Annotated in this window: 20 protein-coding genes; 14 read left to right on the top strand and 6 right to left on the bottom strand. The window is 63.8% G+C overall.

Annotated elements, in window-relative coordinates:
• Positions 1-4: 4 nt before the first annotated feature.
• The 5 genes from K5658_RS00155 to K5658_RS00135 are packed head-to-tail and all read left to right on the top strand — an operon-like array spanning position 5 to position 4,452.
• Entirely contained in the window at positions 5-1,246 is a 1,242-nt protein-coding gene (locus tag K5658_RS00155) for a beta-ketoacyl-ACP synthase (RefSeq protein WP_246628530.1), read from the top strand.
• Complete coding sequence (locus K5658_RS00150; RefSeq protein WP_221064980.1) at positions 1,243-2,037, top strand: beta-ketoacyl synthase chain length factor; 795 nt, start codon at positions 1,243-1,245, stop codon at positions 2,035-2,037. The genes K5658_RS00155 and K5658_RS00150 overlap by 4 nt, the downstream gene beginning before the upstream one ends.
• Positions 2,028-2,465 carry a hotdog family protein gene (locus K5658_RS00145; RefSeq protein ID WP_221064979.1) on the top strand — a complete coding sequence of 146 codons (438 nt, stop codon included), beginning with the start codon at positions 2,028-2,030 and terminating at the stop codon, positions 2,463-2,465. Before K5658_RS00150 ends, K5658_RS00145 begins: the two co-directional genes overlap by 10 nt.
• Positions 2,462-3,181, top strand: a complete 720-nt coding sequence (fabG, locus tag K5658_RS00140) for a 3-oxoacyl-ACP reductase FabG (RefSeq protein ID WP_221064978.1) — start codon at positions 2,462-2,464, stop codon at positions 3,179-3,181. The genes K5658_RS00145 and fabG overlap by 4 nt, the downstream gene beginning before the upstream one ends.
• Positions 3,178-4,452, top strand: coding sequence for a cation:proton antiporter (locus tag K5658_RS00135; protein WP_221064977.1), 1,275 nt, complete (start codon positions 3,178-3,180; stop codon positions 4,450-4,452). Before fabG ends, K5658_RS00135 begins: the two co-directional genes overlap by 4 nt.
• 1 nt (position 4,453) lies before the next feature.
• Here K5658_RS00135 and K5658_RS00130 read toward each other — a convergent pair whose 3' ends face one another.
• On the bottom strand, positions 4,454-5,755 hold the full coding sequence (locus tag K5658_RS00130; RefSeq protein WP_221064976.1) for an AMP-binding protein: 1,302 nt from the start codon (positions 5,753-5,755) through the stop codon (positions 4,454-4,456).
• Positions 5,756-6,028: 273 nt separating this feature from the next.
• Here K5658_RS00130 and K5658_RS00125 point away from each other — a divergent pair, with 273 nt between their 5' ends.
• The gene (locus K5658_RS00125; RefSeq protein WP_221064975.1) at positions 6,029-7,564 is read left to right on the top strand and encodes a class I adenylate-forming enzyme family protein; all 1,536 of its coding nucleotides are present in this window, start codon (positions 6,029-6,031) and stop codon (positions 7,562-7,564) included.
• Between the two features lie 43 nt (positions 7,565-7,607).
• On the opposite strand, the gene K5658_RS00120 is transcribed toward K5658_RS00125, so the two are convergent.
• Positions 7,608-8,240: a PEP-CTERM sorting domain-containing protein gene (locus tag K5658_RS00120; RefSeq protein ID WP_221064974.1), complete on the bottom strand. Its 633-nt coding sequence runs from the start codon at positions 8,238-8,240 to the stop codon at positions 7,608-7,610.
• A 160-nt stretch (positions 8,241-8,400) separates the two neighbouring features.
• On the opposite strand from K5658_RS00120, the gene K5658_RS00115 reads away from it, so the two are divergent.
• The 5 genes from K5658_RS00115 (at position 8,401) to K5658_RS00095 (ending at position 13,987) form a co-directional block, all read left to right on the top strand.
• Entirely contained in the window at positions 8,401-9,219 is an 819-nt protein-coding gene (locus tag K5658_RS00115) for a hypothetical protein (protein ID WP_221064973.1), read from the top strand.
• 129 nt (positions 9,220-9,348) lie between these two features.
• A complete protein-coding gene (gene glmU / locus K5658_RS00110; RefSeq protein WP_221064972.1) occupies positions 9,349-10,719 on the top strand; it encodes a bifunctional UDP-N-acetylglucosamine diphosphorylase/glucosamine-1-phosphate N-acetyltransferase GlmU in 1,371 nt (456 codons plus the stop codon).
• Between the two features lie 3 nt (positions 10,720-10,722).
• On the top strand, positions 10,723-12,555 hold the full coding sequence (gene glmS, locus K5658_RS00105; protein ID WP_221064971.1) for a glutamine--fructose-6-phosphate transaminase (isomerizing): 1,833 nt from the start codon (positions 10,723-10,725) through the stop codon (positions 12,553-12,555).
• An 83-nt stretch (positions 12,556-12,638) separates the two neighbouring features.
• Entirely contained in the window at positions 12,639-13,052 is a 414-nt protein-coding gene (locus K5658_RS00100; protein WP_246628529.1) for an HIT family protein, read from the top strand.
• The gene (locus tag K5658_RS00095) at positions 13,049-13,987 is read left to right on the top strand and encodes an HNH endonuclease (RefSeq protein ID WP_221064970.1); all 939 of its coding nucleotides are present in this window, start codon (positions 13,049-13,051) and stop codon (positions 13,985-13,987) included. The genes K5658_RS00100 and K5658_RS00095 overlap by 4 nt, the downstream gene beginning before the upstream one ends.
• Here the strand turns inward: K5658_RS00095 and K5658_RS00090 are convergent, their stop codons facing one another.
• Positions 13,988-15,316 carry a transposase gene (locus K5658_RS00090; RefSeq protein WP_221063785.1) on the bottom strand — a complete coding sequence of 443 codons (1,329 nt, stop codon included), beginning with the start codon at positions 15,314-15,316 and terminating at the stop codon, positions 13,988-13,990. It abuts the gene before it with no gap.
• A 333-nt stretch (positions 15,317-15,649) separates the two neighbouring features.
• On the opposite strand from K5658_RS00090, the gene K5658_RS00085 reads away from it, so the two are divergent.
• Positions 15,650-15,838, top strand: a complete 189-nt coding sequence (locus K5658_RS00085) for a hypothetical protein (RefSeq protein ID WP_221064969.1) — start codon at positions 15,650-15,652, stop codon at positions 15,836-15,838.
• A 5-nt stretch (positions 15,839-15,843) separates the two neighbouring features.
• Positions 15,844-16,239, top strand: a complete 396-nt coding sequence (locus K5658_RS00080) for a type II toxin-antitoxin system VapC family toxin (protein ID WP_246628528.1) — start codon at positions 15,844-15,846, stop codon at positions 16,237-16,239.
• A gap of 52 nt (positions 16,240-16,291) precedes the next feature.
• Here the strand turns inward: K5658_RS00080 and K5658_RS00075 are convergent, their stop codons facing one another.
• Complete coding sequence (locus K5658_RS00075; RefSeq protein WP_221067071.1) at positions 16,292-16,516, bottom strand: hypothetical protein; 225 nt, start codon at positions 16,514-16,516, stop codon at positions 16,292-16,294.
• A gap of 87 nt (positions 16,517-16,603) precedes the next feature.
• Complete coding sequence (locus tag K5658_RS00070; RefSeq protein WP_221064967.1) at positions 16,604-16,972, bottom strand: translation initiation factor Sui1; 369 nt, start codon at positions 16,970-16,972, stop codon at positions 16,604-16,606.
• 129 nt (positions 16,973-17,101) lie between these two features.
• On the opposite strand from K5658_RS00070, the gene K5658_RS00065 reads away from it, so the two are divergent.
• Positions 17,102-17,764 (top strand): hypothetical protein, encoded by a 663-nt coding sequence (locus K5658_RS00065; RefSeq protein ID WP_221064966.1) that lies wholly within the window; start codon positions 17,102-17,104, stop codon positions 17,762-17,764.
• A gap of 12 nt (positions 17,765-17,776) precedes the next feature.
• Here the strand turns inward: K5658_RS00065 and K5658_RS00060 are convergent, their stop codons facing one another.
• On the bottom strand, positions 17,777-19,099 hold the full coding sequence (locus K5658_RS00060; protein ID WP_221064965.1) for an L-lactate MFS transporter: 1,323 nt from the start codon (positions 19,097-19,099) through the stop codon (positions 17,777-17,779).
• Positions 19,100-19,222 lie beyond the last annotated feature (123 nt).

Genomic DNA, 19,222 nt, shown 5'->3' with positions numbered 1-19,222 from the left:
CCCTATGTTTTTAGAATTAGAAACCCAAGCCCAAGCTTCGGCATTGGCTGTCTCCCCGCCCATGCCCTCTATCGCCATCCGCGCCTATGCCCTGGTCAACGCCTTGGGCGTGGGCCGGGCCGCGACGCTGGCGGCTTTGCGCTCCGGGTGTTCGGGGCTGCGGCCTTGCGATTTCCCAGGGACCGACCTCGCCACCTGGATCGGGCGGGTCGAGGGCGTGGAAACACTTCCCCTGCCCGGACGCTGGGCGCGCTACGAATGCCGCAACCACCGCCTGGCCCGGATGGCCCTGGAATGCGATGGCTTCGCCGAGCGGGTGGCGGAAGCCCGCGGGCGTTACGGGGCCAGGCGCGTCGGCGTGATCGTCGGCACCAGCACCTCCGGCATCCTCGAAACCGAAGCGGCCTACCGCGACCGCGACGCCCAAGGCCGTCTGCCCCGCGGTTTCCGCTACCGGCGGGTCCAGAACACCTCCGCCCTCGCCGATTTCGTCCGCGATTACCTAGGGCTCGCCGGTCCCGCCGTAGCGATATCGACGGCTTGTTCGTCCAGCGCCAAGGTCTTCGCCAGCGCGGCCCGCTGGTTGGCGGCGGATTGGTGCGATGCGGTGGTGGTGGGCGGGTCCGATAGCCTATGCCTCACGACCCTGTATGGCTTCGCGGCGCTGGAACTGGTCTCGGACGAGCCTTGCCGCCCGGCGGACGTGCTACGCAAAGGCATTTCCATCGGCGAAGGGGCCGGGTTCGCGTTGTTAGAGCGGGCCGGGGGCGGGTCCGGCCTGGCCTTGCTGGGCTATGGCGAAAGCGCCGACGCCTACCATATGTCCTCGCCGCACCCGGAAGGCGCGGGCGCGGCGGCTGCCATGGCCGAGTGCCTGGGCCGCGCCGGGCTGGGTCCGGGCGCGGTCGATTACACCGTGCTGCACGGTACCGCCACCCGTGGCAACGATAGCGCCGAGGACCGGGCGCTGCATACGGTGCTGGGACCGGACGCCCTGTGCAGTTCCATCAAGGGCTGGACCGGCCATACCCTGGGCGCGGCGGGCATCCTCAACGCGCTGGTCGCCTGCCTGTGCCTGGAGGAAGGCTTCGCGCCCCACAGCCTCCAAACCCGGCGGGTCGATCCCGATTTTTCCGCCCATATCCTGCTCGAACCCCGCCACCGCCCCATGAACGCCGTCCTGTGCAATGCCTTCGGTTTCGGCGGCAACAACGCCAGCCTGTTGCTCGGGAGGTTGGGACCATGAGGCGCGTGTATATCGCCGGGGTCGGTTTGTTGGGACCGGGACTCGAAGGCTGGGCGGCGAGCCGGGCCATCCTGGCCGGGATCGAACCCTATGCGCCCGCCGCGATGCCCCGCCCAACCGGGACCGGCCTGCCCGCCACCGAGCGCCGCCGCGCGACCCTGGTCACGCGCCTGGCCGTGGATGTGGCGGGCGCGGCCTTGGGCGGGGCCGATCCTGGCAATATCGTGGCGGTGTTCGCCTCGTCGGGCGGCGAGGTCGAGGTGATCCATGGCATCTTCGAGCAACTGGCCGGGCCCGACCGCCGCCTTTCGCCCACGGCGTTCCATAATTCCGTGCATAACGCCGCCTCGGGCTATTGGAGCATCGCCACCGGCTGCCGGGGCGCGGTCGATAGCCTGTGCGGCTACGACGACAGCTTCGGCTCCGGCTTGGCCGAGGCTTTGCTGCGCTGTGGCCTTGACGGCAAGGAGGTGCTGCTGGTGGCCTACGACCTGCCACCGCCGTTCCCGGTCGCGGAATTCAGGCCGCTGTCGGCCCCGTTCGGGGTGGCTTTGCGGTTGCGGGCCAGCGCCGCGCCGGGTGTCATCGCCGAGTTGCGGGGCGGCTTCCTGCCGGAGGGCTTGCCCGCCACGCGCTTGGACGATCCGGGCCTGGAAAGCCTCAGGCTGGGCAATCCCGCCGCCCGCGGCCTGCCCTTGTTGGCCGCCTTGGCCGGGGATAGGGATGCCGAAATCCGGCTCGGCTGCGGCATGGGCGGTTGCCTGCGCCTGGAAGTGCGGCCATGGTTCTGAGCCGCTCCGAATTCGCCCATTTGCTTCCCCACGCCGGGTCCATGAGCCTCTTGGACCGGGTGTTGGCTTATGACGCCGAGCGCCTGCACGCGACGGCCCAAAGCCATCGCGCGGCGGATAATCCGCTCCGGCGCGAAGGCCAACTGTCCCCGTGCGCGGGGATCGAATACGCCGCCCAGGCCATGGCCGTACATGGCGCTTTGCGGGCGGGCGGGGGCGCGGCGCGGCAGGGGTTTTTGGCCCTGGCGCGGGAAATCACCTGGACCGTGGCCCGCCTGGACGATATTCCCGCGGACCTGGATATCCACATCCATCAACTGGCGCTGCGGGCCGATAGCGCGATGTATGAGTTCAGCCTCGCCGCCCTGGGCCGGGTGTTGGTCGCGGGGCGGGCGGCGGTGTTTTTTCCTGAGGAAGCGGGACGATGAAGCAGGCTTTGGTGACGGGGGGCAGCGGTGCCATCGGCGCGGCGATTGTGCGGGCGCTGGCGGCGGAGGGTTTTCATGTGCTGGTCCACGCCCACCGCAACCTGGAACGGGCGGAGGCGCTGGCCGGGGAAATCCTGCAAACCGGCGGTTCCGCCGAAGCCTTGGCTTTCGATGTGACCGATGCCGAAGCCTGCGCCCGTATCCTGGGGGAACGGAGCGAGGCCCGGCCCATACAAGTCGTGGTCAACAATGCCGGGTTGCACGAGGATGTTCCCATGGTGGGCATGGGCCGCGACCAATGGGACCGGGTGATCGATGTGTCCCTGAACGGGTTCTTCAACGTCACCCGGCCCTTGTTGATGCCGATGCTGCGGACCCGTTGGGGCCGGGTGGTGAATATCGCCTCGGTCGCGGCCCTGACCGGCAACCGGGGGCAGGCCAATTATGCCGCCGCCAAGGCCGGTTTGATCGGGGCCAGCAAGTCGCTGGCCATCGAACTGGCGTCCCGCAATGTGCTGGTCAACGTGGTGGCGCCTGGCATCATCGAGAGCGCCATGAGCGGGGCGGCGTTCGACGCCGGGCGCATCGCCGCCCTGGTACCCATGAAACGGGCTGGCCGGCCCGAGGAAGTGGCCGATCTGGTCGCCTTCCTGGCCTCGGAACGGGCGTCCTATATCACCGGGCAGGTATTCGGGATCAACGGGGGCATGGTATGAAGGCGCAGGGCGCGGAAACCCTGCTGTGTTTCACCCTGTTGCAAATCGGCTTGATCATCCTGGCCGCCCGCGTGGCCGGCCATGTCGCAAGGAGGCTGGGGCAACCCCGCGCCGTGGGCGAGATCGTGGCGGGCTTGATGTTGGGGCCGTCGATGTTAGGTGCCTTGGCCCCGGACGCCTTCCATTGGCTGTTCCGCTCGGTGGATGCCGCGCCGCTCACCATCGTCAGCCAAATCGGCTTGATCCTGTTGATGTTCCAGGTCGGGCTGGAATTCGATTTCTCCCACTTGGGGGAGCGGCGCAACCGCCGGGCGGTGGTCCTCGTCACGCTGGCGGGCATCGTCGCGCCCTTCGCGCTGGGCTTGGGCTTCGGCTGGGCTTCGGCCCCGGTCCTCGCGCCCGGCGTACCGCCCCTGGCCTATAGCCTGCTGCTCGGCGTCGCCCTGTCCATCACCGCCGTGCCCATCCTCGGGCGCATCATGATCGAATTCGGCCTGACCCGGCACCGCCTGGGCGTCATCACCATCGCGGCGGCGGCGACCAGCGACGCGGTGGGTTGGGTGCTGCTGGCCTTGGTGGCGGCGGTGGCCGCGAGCCGGTTTTCCTGGGTCGCGACCGCCACCCAGATCGGCGGGTTGCTGGCCTATCTGCTGGCGTCCTGGTTCGTCCTGCGGCCCGTGTTGCGGCGCGTGCTGCGCTGGTTTCCCCATGGGCCGGACAGCCTGCCGCAGGACTTGTTGGCGCTGTTGCTGGTCGTGGTGTTCGGTTCGGCGCTGTTGACCAGCCAGTTGGGGATTTTCGCCATCTTCGGTGGTTTCACGGTCGGGGTTTTGCTGCACGACCGGCACGACTTGGTGAGTGCCTGGAAGCATCAGGTGGAGAGCCTGATCATGGTGTTTTTCCTACCGATCTTTTTCACCTACACCGGACTGAGGACCGATATCGGGAGCCTAGCCAGCGGCGAGCTATGGGCTTGGTGCGGGCTGTTGATCGGGTTGGCGGTGCTGGGGAAATTCGGCGGCTGCTACCTGGCGGCGCGGTGGGCCGGTCTCTCGGCGGCGGAATCGCGCAACATCGCCATCATGATGAACACCCGCGCCCTGATGGAATTGATCGTGGTCAACCTGGGCTATGACTTGGGACTCATCACCCGGCCCGTGTTCACCATGCTGGTGCTGATGGCCGTCGCCAGCACCCTGATGACCGCGCCCGGCCTGCGCCTATGGTTGCCCGCCGTCGGGCACCGGATTCCAGGCGGGCGGGGCGCTTGAATCAACCGCCCGAACGTTCCCGCAGCAGTTCCGCCAGCTTGTGCCGTGGCAGCTTGCCGGTCTCGTTGCGGGGCAGGGCATCCAATAGATGGACCGTGCGTGGCACGAAGGCCGGGTCGAGTTGCTCCCGCAAACGGCGCAGGAGGGTTTCGGCGCTCAATCCGGGGGCCACGGCGAAGGCGACCAAGCGGGCGGTTTTCCCATCCACCTCGTCCGGCAGGAAGAACGCCCCGTCCGCCACGCCTTCGATGTCCAGCAAGGCCCGGTTCAAGGCACCGATGGAATTGCGCTTGCCCGCGATGTTCAGCAGGTCGGCGGCGCGGCCCCGTAGCAGGAAATGGCGTTCCCCCCGTGGCTCGATGAGGTCGTTGAGCGGGACCGGGGCCGCGAGGTGCGCCGCACGCAGATGTCCGGCCCCGCCGTCACCGGCCCAAGCGACGCCTTCGAACCACGCCCATTCGCCCCCCTCGACCGTCCTCCGGCTGGCGATGGAACCGGCCTCGGTGCAGCCGTAGATTTCGATCAGCGGGGCGCGGAAACGGCGCTCGCATTCGCCGGCCAGTCCGGCGTCGAGCGGGGCGGTGGCGGATACGATCCGATCCAGCGCGGGCCAATCCCCGGCTTCGCCCATCAAGGCCCGCAGGTGGATGGGCGTCGTCACCAGGATTTTGGGGCCGGGGGCCGCGGCCAGGGCTTGCGCGATATCGCCGGGGAAGAAGGTTTTGGCCGCGTCCAACACCCCGCCCCGGCACAGCGGCAGCAGGATGCTGAGTTCCAGGCCGTACATATGCTGGGGCGGCACGGTGGCGACGATGCGCTTGCCCCGCACCGGTCCCAGCGCTTGCTCGATCAAGCGGGCGCTTTCGCAGAGGGAACCCCAGGTTTTGGCGTGGGCCTGGGGTTCGCCGGTGCTGCCCGAGGTGAAGGCGATCAAGGCCAAGCGCTCCGGCGGAATCGGGAGCGGGACCGGATGGGCCGGTGGCGGCAGGGTTTCCAGATCGATCCGGTAGCCATCCGTGCCCAGGGCGCAGGGTGTGGTGCCGTCGATCAGGCGCAACGCGCCCGGATAGCCTTGTGCCAGCAGGGCCAGATTGCGGGGGCTGCGGTCGGGCGGGGCGAGCGTGACGATGCCCCGCGCCAGACAGGCCGCGAAGGCCACGCAGAAGTGGTAGCGGTCCTCGCAAAAATTCACGGCATAGGGCGCGTCGGGCAGGCGTCCGGCCAAGGCCGAGACCTGGGCCTGGAAGCGTTGCAATGGGAGGATTTGGCCGCGATGGGCCGCGAAAGGGGAATCGGGGGGCACGTCTTTGGGTCGGGGCGGTAGCGGGTTGCGGGAGTGCCGGGCGGTGCCGCCGTGGCTATCGAAGCGCTAAGTTTAAACGCTCCGCCGGTTAAAATGACGCCGCCGGGCCTGGGGCGGCCATTCCCTGTGTGGATACAAAGCAACCTCCCCGCGGCGATGCCGGGGTTTGCCATCCCTGGCCGCTGGATTTCGGCTCACCTTGCGCGGAGCACTCACCGCGAATCCTGGCCGTGGCAGCGCCACGCCCGCCCTTATCCATCCACCGGAGGAAATATGCTGCCCGCCTGGGAAAACCTTTCCGATGCGATCTTCCACCACGCGGAGCGCCGCCCCCAGGTGCCCGCCCTGGTGGAAGGACCGACCGTTCTGAGCTACAGGGAATTCGCCGCCTGGGTCGGCGCGGCCAGCCGTTATTTGCGCGGGTTGGGGGTGGAGGCCGGGGACCGCGTGGGCCTGATCCTCGACAACCACGCCGACCATTTCATCCTGGCCTTCGCCCTGATGCGGATCGGGGCGACCCCCATCGAGATCCCCACCGACCTGCCGCCGCCGATGCAGGACGCGGTCATCCAGCGTTGTGCCATCAAGGCGTTGTTCCTGGAATACGGCATGGCGGCGGGCGGCGGGCTGCCGCTGCGGGTGGCCGTCGGGGCGGGATGGCGGCGCGCGCTCGAAGGCCATGCCGGAGACGCCCGCTGTGATAAGCGGGCCGGGGACAACCGGCTGGTGATCCTCACCTCCGGTAGTTCGGGACCGCCCAAGGCCACCGTCACCACCCACCGCCAGCGCCTGGCCCGCGCCCCGGTCTATGCCGAATTCCTGGGCGGGCGCTGGACGCCGGACGATCCGGGCCACGCCTTGCTCAAAGCCCCGGTCAGCAACGCCGCTTTCCACGAATTCGCCATCAACCAGATATTGTTCGGCGGAACCTTGCACATCCTGCCCGGCTTCGACCGCCTCAACCCATTCGCCCGCGCCCTCGCCGCCTACGAGGACGCGGTGTGCTTCGCCACGGCGAACATGTGCCGCGCCCTCCTGGCGAGTTGCGACCGGGAGGACGGGCCTTTCCTGCCCCGTCTGCGGGCCTTGGTGTCCCTGGGCCTGCCCTTGTCGCCCGCGGAGAAACGGGCCTTGCGGGAGCGCGTGACCCCGGAGTTCCATGAAATCTACGGCGCGTCCGGCTTCGGCATGATTTCGGGGCTGCGGCCCGGCGATATCGCCGCCCAGGCCGGGACGGTGGGCCGGGCCGCGCCCGGCGCCGTCCTCGAAGTGGTCGATGCCGCCGGGGTCCGGTTGGCGTCCGGGGCCACCGGGCATTTGCGCTGCCGCGGCGCGACCGTGGCCGAGGGCTTTCTGCTGGAGGAAGACGCCGCCCGTGGTCCCGAGGCGTTCCGGGAAGGTTGGTATTATCCGGGCGATCTGGCCGCCATCGACGCCGGGGGTTGGGTCCATTTGAAAGGGCGGAAGACCGATTTGATCGTCCGCGCCGGGGTGGAAATCTACCCCTATGCAATCGAGGCGGTGTTGATGGCCCTGCCGGGGATCAAGGAGGCGGCGGTGATCGGCCTGCCCGCCAAGGACGGGCCGGGCGAGGAACCGGTCGCCGTGGTGGTCGCGGATGAACCCTTGCGCCATGAATTCCTGGCGTCCTATTGCGCCGTGAGCCTGCCGCCCGAACAGCGGCCCTTGGGATTCCTGGCCGCGCCGTCGATCAAGAAGACGTCGGTGGGGAAGATCGACCGCCCGGCCCTCAGGGCGCAGGTGGAGGCGTTGTTGGAGGCCATGCGGCCCGCCGGTGGGGAGGATTGAAACGCGGCGGCCCGCCCGTTTCCGGGTGGGCGCGGGACCGGGCTTAGTGGACCTTGCGGCGGCGGGTGCCGACCAGACCGGCCAAGCCGGCGGTCAGCAGGGCCAGGCTCGCCGGTTCGGGCACGCTGGCGGGGGTGGTCAGCGTCACCACGGCGTCGTTGCCTATTCCGCCGAATGTTCCCGCCGTCATGCTGGTGATATCTTGGGTGCCCCCGGTGGCTTCAATCTGGTAAAAGTTTAAATAATCGTTGACCGTGCCACCGCCAAGGCTGCTGGCGATCGCCGAGTCGAATGCGCCGCCAAAGGCATTGAGGTCCGCTTGGGAAGCCCCTTGCGCAACCAGATAAACCTCCATGCTGTTTGGGTTGACATCCGTGGCGATGACGAAGGCACCAATGCAAGCGCCTAGGGAAAAGGTGCTGCCATCCCAAGAAGTGGTGCATCCGCCACTGCCATTGGCATAGATGCCAAACCCCCAGGCGATACCGGATACCGCGGTTGGGCTGGCGGTGAACGTGTTATGGAGATAGCCGTCGGTCACGCTGGTGATATTATCCCCGTTGGGCGAGTAGTTCACATTCAGCGAGATGGAACCGGCCTGGGCGTTTATGCCCCAGAGCGATGCGGCCATCGACAGCGCGGTGCTGGCCGTGTTGAAGAGGGTTGATTTTTTCATATTTCAGTGCCTTATAGGAAGTATTGAGTTGGTTTTGCCGCTTTCGCCAGAAGCTTGGCGGGGCATCCGATGATACGATAATGCTTCCCGCAATTCACCTATTGGTGACCATGGAATTCAGCTGCCGTCATGCCGGGTGGTGGCGGGGGTGGGGGATGTCTTGGACGAAAACCATAACCATCAATATCCGGGTAGGCGCTTGGATTTCCAGGGTTTGCGGCGCATCTACGGGCAGCAATTGCTGGCGAAGCAGATCGACGACGAGAATAAATGGCTCGATATTCAGCGCCATGATTTTAGAAAGCTTATCCAAGCCGTCGCCAAAGTCCGCTCCATACGGGTCGATAGCCTGTTGCGCGAGGTTTTTTTCGAGGGCCATGCCGATCTGGCGCAAGCGGTTTTGTCCCTGGCTCCCTGGCCATGGCTGAATCATATAGGCTTGGAAATCCACCAGCCCTTCGATTTATTGTTGTGCTGTCTCGACGATTGGATCGATAGTTTGAGTCGGATTGCACAGAATCCCATACAAATCGAACCTATATCGCGCTTCCCGGCTTCCCCGGCTTTGCGGCGGCGGGTGGGCGCTCATGCCGAAATCCTGTGTTTGAGGCTATGCTTGGCGGGACGGGTATCGATACTGGAATTATTCGATATCGTCCGGCCCGTCGATCGCCTGGATATCCCGGTATTCCCGGCCATCGACACCCTGGATATTGCTTGCCCACGGAGGGCGAGCGAGATGTTCCAGGAAGATACCATCCAGCATTATTCCATCGGTTTGGAAAACCGGCGGGCAGTGGATTATATGCACCGGCAATTATTGGGTTTATCCAAGCGATGTCCTAAGTATAAATTGGTCTATGACCATCCGGTGGAAAATAGGCATGATCGTTCGTTCCATACCAAGGTCGCCAATCTGGCTTTGGGTATGGAGCTGGAGTTTTGCGCCGGGCCGGGCGCGGTGGAACCTTGGGGGTAATCCGCCCCCGCATCCCCGCGTAACTCCACCGATAGCCTACGATCCCGGCCCACGGCTAGAATGTCCCGGCGCGCCGGACTGGTCGCGCTTCCCACCCTCCGTAGCTTCCGTTCCACAGGATTCATCCCAATGCCCTTGGAAATCATCATCTTGGCCGCAGGCCAGGGAACCCGTATGCGTTCCGCTCTCCCCAAAGTCCTGCACAAGGTCGGACATCGATCCCTGCTCGAACATGTCCACGCCCTGGCGGCGTCCTTGTCCCCCGACCAAATCACCCTCATCTATGGCCATGGCGGCGAACAGGTGCCGCAAACCCTGGCCCATCTCGACGCCACCTGGGCCGAACAAAAACAACAACTCGGCACCGGCCATGCCGTGATGCAGGTGGCCGATGGCATCGGCGACGAGGCCACCGTGCTGATCCTCTACGGCGATGTGCCCTTGCTGAAAAAAGCCACCGTCGAGAAACTCCTGCCCCTGGCCGGTCCCGATAGCCTGGGGCTGCTCACGGTGGAACTCGACGATCCCCACGGCTATGGCCGCATCGTCCGCGACGCGGCGGGCCGGGTGTTGCGCATCGTCGAGGAAAAGGACGCCAGCCCCCAAGAACGCGCCATCACCGAAGGCAATACCGGCATCCTCGCGCTCAACGGTCGGCGGCTCAAATCCTGGCTGGCCCGGCTCGGCACCGATAACGCCCAGGGCGAATATTACCTGACCGATGTCATCGCCCTGGCCGTGGCCGAGGGTTGCGCGGTGGAAACCGCCCAGCCCGCCTCGATGGACGAAGTCCTGGGCGTCAACAACCGCCAGCAACTGGCCCATCTGGAACGGGTGTTCCAGGCTGAACAAGCCGAGGCGCTGATGCTGGCCGGGGCCACGCTGCGCGATCCGGCCCGTTTCGACCTGCGCGGCGAGATCGTCGCACTGGGCCGCGACGTGGAAATCGATGTCAACGTGATCCTGGAAGGCCGGATCAAGCTGGGCGACCGGGTCAGGATCGGCCCCAACACCTTGATCCGCGATTGCGAAATCGGCGACGACGTAGAAATCTTCGCCAATTGCGTGCTGGAAGATTCGGTGGTGGGCCGGGCCGGCCGCATCGGACCCTTCGCCCGCCTGCGCCCGGAAACCCGGCTGGCCGAGGACGTCCACATCGGCAATTTCGTCGAGATCAAGAAATCCACCATCGCCCAGGGTTCCAAGGCCAACCACCTGAGCTATATCGGCGATACCGAAATGGGCGCGGGCGTCAATATCGGCGCGGGCACCATCACCTGCAATTACGACGGGGCCAACAAGCACAAGACCATCATCGAGGACGGCGTCTTCGTCGGCTCGGATTCCTCGCTGGTGGCCCCGGTGCGTATCGGCAGGAACGCCACCATCGGGGCCGGCTCGGTCATCACCAAGGAAGCCCCCCAAGGGCAACTGACCCTGACCCGCGCCAAGCAGGTCACCATCGCGGGCTGGCAACGCCCCGTCAAATCAAGGAGCTGAACCATGTGTGGAATCGTAGGCGCGGTCGCGCACCGCATCGTCACCCCCGTGTTGTTGGAAGGCTTGCGCCGTTTGGAATACCGCGGCTACGACTCGGCGGGCGTCGCCGTGTTGGACGACGCCGAGCAACTGCGGCGGGTCCGCAAGAAGGGCAAGATCAAGGCCTTGGAAACCGCCTTGGAAACCTGCCGCGCCGAGGGCAAGATCGGCATCGCCCACACCCGCTGGGCCACCCATGGCGTGCCGTCCGAGCGCAACGCCCATCCCCATCTGTGCCGGGACACCGTGGCCGTGGTGCATAACGGCATCATCGAGAACCACGACGCATTGCGCCGGAATCTGGCGCAGCAGGGCTATGAATTCGAGTCCGAGACCGATACCGAGGTGATCGCGCATCAGGTCCATGCCTTCCTGGCGGCGGGGCTCGACTTGCGCGAGGCGGTCCAACGCACCTGCGCCATCCTGGAAGGGGCCTACGCCATCGCCGTCATCAGCGCCCAAGCCCCGCGCCGCCTGGTCGCCGCCCGCCATGGCAGTCCCCTGGTGGTGGGCCTGGGCGAAAGCGAGAATTTCGTCGCCTCCGATATCTTCGCCTTGGTCGGGGAAACCCAGCGCTTCGTGTTCCTGGAAGATGGCGATAGCGTCGAACTGACCACCGAGGCCGTCGAGGTCTACGACCGCGACCGGCAGCCGGTGCAACGCCCGGTCCACGAGACCAAGTTGGTGGTCGATGCCGTGGAACGCGGCGAATACCGCCATTACATGCAGAAGGAAATCCACGAGCAGCCGGTCGCCATCGAGAAAACCCTGGATGGCCGCATCCGCGCCGGGAAGGTGTTGGATGCCGCGTTCGGCCCCTTGGCGGAACGGGCGTTCGACCAGATCCGTTCGGTGCAGATCGTGGCCTGCGGTACCAGCTACCACGCCGGGATGGTGGCGCGGTATTGGATGGAAGCCATCGCCGGGCTGCCGTGCAGCGTGGAGGTCGCCAGCGAATTCCGCTACCGCAAGAACGTGGTGCCGCCGGGAACCCTGTTCGTCAGCATCTCGCAATCGGGCGAGACCGCCGACACCCTGGCCGCGCTCAAGGAAGCCAAGCACCTGGGCTATATCCATACCCTGGCGATCTGCAACGTGCCGGAAAGCTCCATCGTCCGCGAATCCGAATCCACCCTGATGACCCGCGCCGGCATCGAGGTCGGCGTGGCCTCGACCAAGGCGTTCACCACCCAGTTGACCGCGTTGCTGCTGCTGGTGGTGGCCCTGGGCAAGCGCAACGCGCTACGCCCGGAACAGGAGGCCAGGATCGTCAAGGAACTGGAATCCCTGCCCGAACAAATCCGCCATGTCCTGCGCCTGGAGGACGAAATCCAAGCCTGGGCCGAGCAATTCGGCGACAAGCAGCACGCGCTGTACCTGGGCCGCGGGGCGCAGTATCCGGTGGCGATGGAAGGGGCGCTGAAGCTCAAGGAGATTTCCTACATCCACGCCGAAGCCTATCCGTCCGGCGAGTTGAAGCACGGCCCGCTGGCCTTGATCGACGATCAAATGCCGGTGGTGGCGGTCGCGCCCAACAACGAACTGCTGGAAAAGCTCAAGTCCAATCTCCAGGAAGTCCACGCCCGCGGCGGACAGCTCTATGTGTTCGCCGATGTCGATGCGCCGATGGAGAACGTGCCGGGGGTGAAGCTGCTCAGGGTGGCCGAAACCGACGAAGTGGTCGCGCCCATCGTCTACACCGTGCCCTTGCAGATGCTGGCCTATCATGTGGCCTTGATCAAGGGCACCGATGTCGATCAGCCGCGTAATTTGGCGAAATCGGTGACGGTGGAGTAGGGCGGGGCGGGAGCGATAGCAACCAAGGCTTGCATGGGTTTTCCTGCAAGCCTTTTTCTTTGCGAAAACCACCGGATTTTGCAATGCCAAGATTCGATATGGATACCCAGACAATGACCGAATGCCCGTTTTGCAGCTTATCGCCCATACGGATTATCGATAGCGATCCGTTGGCGCTCGTCATACGGGATGGCTTTCCTATTTCTCCCGGCCATACGTTGATTTTGCCCCGCAGACATATCGGGTCGTTCTTCGACACGACCGAGCGTGAAATGGCAAGCTTGTTCGGATTATTGAAAACGGCGCAGATAAAACTGCAAGATGAATTCAAGCCGGACGGGTTTAACATAGGCATCAACGATGGGGCGGTGGCGGGCCAAACCGTGCCCCATCTGCATATACATTTGATTCCCCGCTATTTTGGGGATTGTAAAGACCCACGCGGCGGCGTGCGGTGGATTATTCCAGAAAACGCCGATTACTGGACAAGCCGATGACAAGCCTTCAAGAATATTGCACACAATTTTCTAGTTTGACCCGTGCGCCCGGTAATATATGGGGAGAAGCCACCCATAACCGGGCACCGCATAAACCTTTCTTGTTGCTTGCCATCATGGATTTGGTCAGGCGCGATGCCATTACTACAAGTTTTATCGATATTCAGGGCGACCTGGACGAACTGGATGAGCTTTTCACGGATTATTGGAACCGCATTTTGCCCGGCGGACACAAAAGCAGCATCGCGTTTCCGTTTTTTCGCCTGAAGAACGAGCCGTTTTGGGAGCTTGTCATTAAGCCTGGAAAAGACGCATTGCCAGATATATCGACAGTAAAAAAGCTGCGCGAATATATTTTAGGGGCAAGGCTGGACGATGCGCTTTTTGCCTTTATGCAGTATCCACAATCGCGGGAGGCGTTGGCGCAATGCCTATTTCAATCTTGCTTTTCAGCGAGCGCCCGCCAAGCCTTGGCCGAGGTTTATGTTTTCCATGAACAAGCATTCCAATACAGCACGCTACTGGAAGAAAAAGCCCATGGAAAAAAGATTTCCGATATTTCCTTGTTCGACAAATACAGGGATGCGGCAAGAAACCAGGGATTCCGGCGCATCGTCGTGAAAAGCTATGAACACCGTTGCGCATTATGCGGGGTCAGGATTATTACGCCAGAAGGCAGGAGCGCCGTGGATGCCGCCCATATCGTGCCTTGGAGAGAAAGCCGCAACGATGATATTGGCAACGGCATGGCTCTATGCAAGCTTTGCCATTGGGCTTTCGATGAGGGATTAATGGGTGTGTCAAAATCCTTTACGGTGTTATTGTCAGAGCAGCTAGGTCAGTATCCGAACGCGGCGGGTTTGCTTGGAACCTTATCCGGTCGCGGTATTGTTGGCCCATCTGATAAGATGCTTTGGCCAGCCCTTTCAAAGTGACTACTTCTTCTTCCTAAGTAATTGATATGTCGAGACATGTGGCTGTTTCGGGTCGTAGGGCGGTTTGTCGATGGGCTTTTTCGGGCCGCGCGGATGCTTTTTGAGGGTACGCAACGGGATGTTCCGGGCGGTTTCGCGCAGCCACGCGGCGAATTCCGCCGGGGTTTGTTCGGAGACGAACAGCCAGTCGCCGACCCCGCTGAGTTGGATGAGCGCGAGGAAAGTGGCGGCGATCTCGTGGGAGAGATAATACCCGGAGATATCCTTGGACACGGGTTTTCCATGGGCGCAGTCCAGCGCCGAGATCATGACCGAGAAGAGGTTATAGGCGACCAGGGCCAGGGCGAATCCGAACAGGGCGGCCTTGGGATAGGCCAGGGTTTCGATCTCGGACTTGAAATGTTTTTCGACGTGTTGGAACGCGGTTTCCAGGGTCCAGCGCCTGCGGTAGAGGTCGGCGACGGTGGCGGCGGGTATGTCCGCCGGGAGGTCGGTCAGGATATCGACGAAGGCATCGCCGTCGCGGGTGGGTTGTTCGAGTTCGACGCGGACGAGGCGATAGGGCCGCCCGGCCACGCCGACCCGCTTTTCCAAAAGCCGCCCGCCGCCCTGTTCCCCGGCCTGGGAAAACAGGGTTTCCTCGGTCAGCGGCAGGTTCAGGTGCAAGCGCATCAAGGCGTGGGCGTTCCGGCCCTGGAGCCGGTCGAGGAATCCCACGGTGCAGAAGTTGCGGTCGGCGATCCACAGTTCGCCGGCCTTGGGGATACCGGCCACGGCGTCGAGCAGGCGGCGCTCCTGGGCATGTCCGTCCTCGCAAGGGAACACGTCCCGCATCAGGCGGCGCTCCGGGTCGAACACCACCAGCGACTTGCCCGGCAACGCGGCACCGCCGACCTCGCGGTGGACGGCGAGGCGTTTCTCGCTCGCCGCCAGACAGTTGCCGTCGAGGAGGCGGACCGGATAACCCGGCAACCAGGGTTCGGGGGTGAAACCCAGGGCATCGAGAATATCCGACAGGTCTTCCGAGGTATCGCGCAGCAGGGCTTGGGACACGGATAATTCAACGCCCTTGAGTTTCTCGTAGAGCGCGGATACCGTTACCCCCAGGGGTTCCGGGTGTTTCTGGTAGGCCGCGTTGATCGAGGGATGGACCTTGAGGACCACGCTCAGCATGAGGTCGCACACCGTCGAAAATAGGATTTCCCGCGTGTATTGCTCCTTCGCGTTCTCCAGGAAAATCCTGTCCAGCCTCTCCGCCGCAAAGCAGCGTTCCAGTAGGCCGTGCAGCAGGCAGGACAGGGGCATTTTCTGGCGGAATAGCTCTAGCATTGATCTCGACTATTGGTGTTGGTATGTTGAGCGCCGATAATACTATCGGTTATTTCAGTTTGAAAGGGCTGGATGCTTTGGCCAAAGCAGGAAAATTTGCGGTGGCATCGCTCCAAGTGGAGCTTCTAAGAAACACTAATCCGATAATTTCAGCAGCCGGAAGCCTGCCATGGATTACACCCCACTCGACACCCTAAACACCGCCTAAACCAACTCCGCCCCCTGCCTAGCGCCTTATAAGAACCTCGGCATCGGACCAGCAACCTTATCCCAAAAACGGAGTAATTAATGCAAGTCCAACGGCAAATCCTAGAAGCGACCAGCCGCCGGGTAGTGATCGAACTTCCCGAGTCGTTCATAAACCATCGCGTGGAAATCATCGCCTTGACCTTGGACGAAGAAGGCCCAAAAACAGGCCAGTCGCTCCGCCGCCCCCATCCCGATATTGCGGGCAAAAGCAAAACTTTGGGAGATATCGTCGCCCCGGTTGTGGAGGAGGGCGATTGGCAATGCCTGGACTAATCGTCTTGGACAGCCATATTTGGTTCTGGTGGATCAATATGGAGCATCATCGGTTACCCTCCACCCTGCTCGACGATATAGATCATGCCGAGCGGGTCGGTGTTTCTCCGGTCTCTTGCTTTGAATTGGCCTTGGCGCACTGGAAAGGTAGGCTTGAATTATCTCCGTCACCTTCGGAATGGTTTTCCCGTGCCTTGGCCGATTCCGGCGTGGAATTGCTGCCGTTTACCCCGGAAATCTCTGTGCGTGCGACCGGGTTAAGTGATATCCATCGTGACCCTTTCGACCGGATTATTATTGCCACTGCGGTTGAACTGGATGGGATGCTGGCAAGCGTGGATGGCTATTTCAGCGATTATCCCGAACTCGACGGACGCTTGATTCCGCGCAAATCGCTGTAATCGGCGGGTTTCGGTCTCGATTGGCACGCGCTGGGTATCCGGCCCGGTCCGTCTACCCCTTGAACTTCCCCGGCACCCGCCGCCCGTTGATTTCCCTCATCTCATAAGCCTCTCCCACAGGCTCCGCCGAAGAGCTCACATGGATGGGCCGCTCCCGCCCATAGAAATACAGCCGGTCGAACGGCAAGTTCGCCATGATCCAGCGGGCCACCTCCGCCATATCCTCATCCTCCACCAAAAAATCCACCGCCGCTTTCCCAGATGATAATTTCGCCATCACCTTCAGGTTCCTCTCCTTCACCTCGCTACGAATTTAGCTTCCGGCAAATAAGGGCCGTTCGCCAAGTTTCAGAATGACCGACCACTAGCCGCCCGCTTTCTTGACCGTCTTTCCCCGCTTCTGGAATTCTTCCATCACCAAGGCGACATGGTCGCCCTGGATTTCGATCACGCCCTCCTTCACCGTGCCGCCCGAGCCGCAGCGCTGTTTGAGCTGCTTGGCGAGGCTGTCGAGTTCGGCGGGGTCGGCCGAGGCTCCCGTGACGACCGTCACGCCCTTGCCCTTGCGGCCCTTGGTTTCGAGCCGCACCCGGACGATGCCGTCCGTTTTGGGGAGGACCGGGCTTTTTTTGCAGGCGCACCGGGCCACGGGTTGGCGGCAGGCCGGGCACATGCGGCCCTGTCCGGTCGAATAGACCAGGCCGCCCGTGGCGGGGGATTTTTTGCTGTTCATGGGGATTTCTGGCTGTGGCGGATGGGGGCGGGATTATCGCCGCGATGGGCGCGGGGCGGAACCCAGGCTGACGCGGCGGGCGATTCGTGGTATGACCTTGCGCCTTCGATCCGATACAGGCCGCATAAGATGAACCCTACTCCCTGGGCCGCGCTGGCCCTTTCGCTCCTCCTGCTTCCGGGCTGCGGCACCCTGCGCGACGCCTTCCTGGATACGGCAAGCCCGCTCGCACCCCCGCGCGGCGCCACGCTCGGCCAGACTTCCCGCGAGGACATCGTCCGCCAGTTCGGCGAGCCGGACGAGATCGACGCCCGCCGCCTGGATGCGCGGGCCTTGGAGGTCGCCTATTACTTCGCCGACGATCTCGACGACGACCACGAACCGCGCTACAAGCTGTTGGTCTGCGAATTCGCCAAGGGCGTCTTGACCGGCTACGCCTTCCACGATACCGGCGTCCCGGCCAAATTGGGCTTCGAGGAGGCGGGCCGGGCCAAACTGTCCAAGGGCCAATCGACCCGGCGCGAGGTCGAGAACGCGCTGGGCGCGCCCGATGGCAAGGCGTTTTTGCCGACCACGATCACCCTGCCCGCCTTGGATATCCGGCTGGGGGCCGCGCCGTTCCCGCTGGCGGCGATTCCCGCGGGCAGCAAGGAGGCTTGGCAGTATTACACCGAGGGTTTCGACGAAACCCGCCACAGCGCTTCCCGGCAGACCTTGACCGTGTTTTTCGACGAACGCGGTATTTTCCTCGGCGACGCGCTCTTGCATGAACTGGTCGGCAAAGCGCCCTGAGGCCCGCGCCGGTCAGCCGTTCCCGGTTTCGCTTTCGGACACCGCGACTTCCAGGGCGTCGCCTTCCACCTCGGCGTATCCCAGGTGTTTCCGGGCCAATTCGCGCCGGACGAAGCCCCGCATGACGATGGCCGCGCCCAAGGCCAGCAGGAACACCAAGGCGAATATCCGCATCATGTCCCCGTAGCTGCCGGTTTCCTCCCGCAAGTAGGCGGCCAGCGACGAGCCGGTGATGCCGGCCAAGGCCCACGCGGTCAGGACATAGCCGTGGATCGCGCCCACTTGGCGCATGCCGAACAAGTCCCCGATATAGGCGGGCAGGGTGGAAAACCCGCCGCCATAGCAGGTCATGATCAGGTATAACAGCGCTTGGAACGCCAGGATATCCCGCAACGCGGGCAGGCAGCCGAAGGCCAATATCTCAAGGACGAAGAACGCGATATAGGTGTTGGGCCGCCCGATCCGATCCGACAGCGAGGCCCAGCCCAGGCGGCCCAGGCCGTTGAACAAGCCGTTCATGCCGACGATGGCGGCCGCGGCCACGGCGTCGATGCCGGTCAATTCCTGGGTCATGGGGGAGGCGACGGAAATCACGGCGATCCCGCAGCCGATATTGATGAACATCATCAGCCACAAGCCGTAGAATGGCGGGGTTTTCACCGCCTCGTTGGCGGTCATCGGCATCAGGTCGATGGGTTTGCGCCGGACCTGCGGGCCGTCCTCCCGCCCGGAATAGCCCGCCGGTTGCCAGCCCTCCGGGGGCGGGGCCAGGTACAGGGCCGAAGCCAGCATGACGACCAGATAGACCACGCCCAGGATCGCGAAGGTCGCGCTGATTCCCTGCGCCTCGATCAAGCGGCCGATCAGCGGCGCCCCGAGGAAGGAGGCGAAGCCGAAGCCCATGATCGCCAGCCCGGTGGCCAAGCCGCGGTGGTCCGGGAACCATTTCATCAAGGTGGACACCGGGGTGATATAGCCGGTGCCGAGGCCGAAGCCGCCGATCAGGCCATAGCACAGGTACAGCAGCCAAAGGCGCAATTCTTCGCAGGCGATATGGCCCGAGGTGGCGAAGGCCGATCCCAGGAGTCCCGTGGCCCATAGCAAGGCCGACAGGCTGCCCGAGAAGCGCGGCCCCCGGCGTTCCACCACATGCCCCATCAGGGCGGCGGAAATGCCCAAGGTGAAGATGGCCAAGCCGAAGGTGAAATTCGCCTGCTTGAGGTTCCAACCGAACGCTTGTTGCAGCGGTTTGGAAAAGACGCTCCAGGCGTAAACCGAGCCGATGGAAATATGGATGCCGATACCGGCAAGCGCGATCAAACCGCGATTCTTCATGCGATGGCTCCGAAAAAAGCCGACCGTTACAGGCAGATTCGGAGGCAGCTCGAAATCCTTGTGTCAGGGGCCGGACAGGGGAATGTATAAATCTCGCGGGGCGGGAAAGGCCCGGCTTCGCGA

The organism is Methylomagnum ishizawai (genome assembly GCF_019670005.1).
In the GTDB taxonomy this organism is placed as follows: Bacteria; Pseudomonadota; Gammaproteobacteria; order Methylococcales; family Methylococcaceae; genus Methylomagnum; species Methylomagnum ishizawai.
Note: the sequence above shows the minus strand (reverse complement) of the source record. Positions and strands in the feature narration are given on the sequence as shown.